This window comes from Actinomycetes bacterium, assembly GCA_035489715.1.
GTDB lineage: Bacteria > Actinomycetota > Actinomycetes > JACCUZ01 > JACCUZ01 > DATHAP01.
The window spans coordinates 1-2,737 of sequence record DATHAP010000179.1 but is presented as its reverse complement, the minus strand read 5'-3'; the positions used below and the strand labels follow the sequence as shown (position 1 = coordinate 2,737).

Sequence of the window (2,737 nt, the reverse complement as noted above, 5' to 3'; positions counted from 1 at the left end):
CCCCTCCACGCGGACCGGGTAGACGGACACCGGCTCGGTGGCCGGCAGGTTGGTGGGTTCGCCGGTGCGCAGGTCGAAGCACGACCCGTGCAGCCAGCACTCGATGGTCGGGGCGCCCTTGAACTCCTCGACGTCGCCCTCCGACAGCGGCACCTCGGCGTGCGAGCACTGGTCTTCGATGGCGTAGACCTCGCCCTCGAAGCGGACGACGGCGATGTCGACGTCGGCCAGCTCGACCCGCAGGGAGCCGGGCTCCTTGATGTCGGCCAGCGCGCAGACGCGTTCGAAACTCATACCGCGACCGCCTGCTCCTCCAGACCAGGGAGGGCGCCGAGACGGGCCTCGATCGTGCCCATGAGGCGGTCCTGCAGCTCCGGCAGGCCGATCTGCTGGACGACGTCGGCGAAGAAGCCGCGGACGACGAGGCGGCGGGCCGTCTCGGCGTCGATGCCCCGCGAGCAGAGGTAGAACAGCTGCTCGTCATCGAACCGGCCGGTGGCGCTGGCGTGACCGGCGCCGACGATCTCGCCGGTCTCGATCTCGAGGTTGGGCACCGAGTCGGCGCGGGCGCCGTCGGTGAGCACCAGGTTGCGGTTGAGCTCGTAGGTGTCCGTGCCGATCGCCGCGGGGCGGATGCGGACGTCGCCGATCCAGACCGTGCGCGCGTCCTCGCCCTGCAGCGCGCCCTTGTACTTGACGTTGCTCTTGCAGTGCGGCACCGCGTGGTCGACCCAGAGCCGGTGCTCCTGGTGCTGGGTCTCGTCGGCGAAGTACACGCCGAAGAGCTCGGCCGAGCCGCCGGGGCCGGCGTACTGGACGTTGCTGACCAGCCGGACGAGGTCACCGCCCAGGGTGACGACGACCTGCTTGAAGGTCGCGTCCCGGCCGACGACGGCGTCGTACTGGCTGCCGTGCACCGCCCCGGGGGCCCAGTCCTGCACCGAGACGAGGGTGACGTTCGCGCCGTCGCCGATCAGGACGGCCGCGCCGCCGGCGTACTTGGCCAGACCGGTGTGGTCGAGGACGACGGTCGCCTTCGCGAACGCACCGACCTCGACGACCAGCTGGCCCCAGACCACTGCGTCATCAGGGCTGTCCGAACCGGTGCCGGCGAGGCCGAGCGTCACCGGGCGGTCCAGCTGTGCCTCGGCGGCCACGCGGACGACGGTGGCGCCGCCGCTGCGCTGGCGGGTGAGCGCCGCGAGCCGGTCACCCGGCTCGGGCAGGCCCTTGAGCAGTGGGTCACCGGCCTCGACGGTCGTCAGCTCGACGCCGTCGGGCAGGTCGGCGGTCCAGGTGGGGTGCACGTCGGACGCGGCGCCGTCGAGCAGCACGCGGATCCGCTTCATCGGCGTGAAGCGCCAGGTCTCCTCGCGACCCGTGGGCACGCCGAAGGCGTCGGGGTCGGTCGAGGTGAACCGCTCGGCCGGGGAACCGGTGCGCGTCGGACCGCCGTGCGAGTGCGCGCCCGGCGCGACACCGGAGGCGTCGGCAGGGGTCGTCGGCGGGCCTGCCTGGGCACCCACGCCGGGGGCGAAGAGCTCTCCAGCGAGAGTGTTGTCGGGGGCTGACATCAGCCGACGGCACCTTCCATCTGCAGTTCGATGAGCCGGTTCAGCTCCAGGGCGTACTCCATCGGCAGCTCGCGGGCGATCGGCTCCACGAACCCGCGGACGACCATGGCCATGGCCTCGTCCTCGGTCATGCCGCGGCTCATCAGGTAGAAGAGCTGGTCCTCGCTGACCCGCGAGACGGTCGCCTCGTGGCCCATGGAGACGTCGTCCTCGCGGACGTCGACGTAGGGGTAGGTGTCCGACCGGCTGATCGTGTCGACCAGCAGCGCGTCGCACTTCACCGTCGACCGGGAGCCGTAGGCGCCCTCGTCGATCTGGACCAGACCGCGGTAGGACGTGCGGCCACCGCCCCGGGCGACGGACTTGGAGATGATCGTCGAGGAGGTGTGCGGCGCGGCGTGCACCATCTTGGCGCCGGCGTCCTGGTGCTGGCCCTCGCCGGCGAAGGCGATCGAGAGCACCTCGCCCTTGGCGTGCTCGCCGGTCATCCAGACGGCCGGGTACTTCATGGTCACCTTGGAGCCGATGTTGCCGTCGACCCACTCCATGGTCGCGCCCTCGTGGGCCACGGCCCGCTTCGTGACCAGGTTGTAGACGTTGTTCGACCAGTTCTGGATGGTCGTGTACCGGCAGCGCGCGTTCTTCTTGACGATGATTTCGACGACCGCGGAGTGCAGCGAGTCCGACTTGTAGATCGGCGCGGTGCAGCCCTCGACGTAGTGCACGTAGGCGCCCTCGTCGATGATCATGAGCGTCCGCTCGAACTGGCCCATGTTCTCGGTGTTGATGCGGAAGTAGGCCTGCAGCGGGATCTCGACGTGCACGCCCGGCGGCACGTAGATGAACGAGCCACCCGACCAGACGGCGGTGTTCAGCGCGGCGAACTTGTTGTCGCCGGACGGGATCACCGAGCCGAAGTACTCGCGGAACAGGTCCTCGTGCTCCCTGAGCGCGGTGTCCGTGTCGAGGAAGAGGACGCCCTGCTCCTCGAGGTCCTCACGGATCTTGTGGTAGACGACCTCGGACTCGTACTGGGCCGCGACACCGGAGACGAGGCGCTGCTTCTCCGCCTCGGGGATGCCGAGCTTGTCGTAGGTGTTCTTGATGTCCTCGGGCAGGTCTTCCCAGGTCGCTGCCTGCGCCTCGGTCGACTTCACGAAGTA

At 69.8% G+C, this 2,737-nt stretch carries 3 protein-coding genes; all 3 read right to left on the bottom strand.

What is annotated here, in order from left to right:
* Positions 1–294 (bottom strand): non-heme iron oxygenase ferredoxin subunit (locus tag VK640_14550; GenBank protein HTE74401.1); only part of this gene is annotated, 294 nt, incomplete at its 3' end.
* Positions 291–1,574, bottom strand: a complete 1,284-nt coding sequence (sufD, locus tag VK640_14545) for a Fe-S cluster assembly protein SufD (protein HTE74400.1) — start codon at positions 1,572–1,574, stop codon at positions 291–293. The genes sufD and VK640_14550, both read right to left, overlap by 4 nt.
* Positions 1,574–2,737: Fe-S cluster assembly protein SufB (gene sufB, locus VK640_14540; protein ID HTE74399.1), on the bottom strand; the 1,164-nt coding region annotated here is incomplete at its 5' end. The genes sufB and sufD, both read right to left, overlap by 1 nt.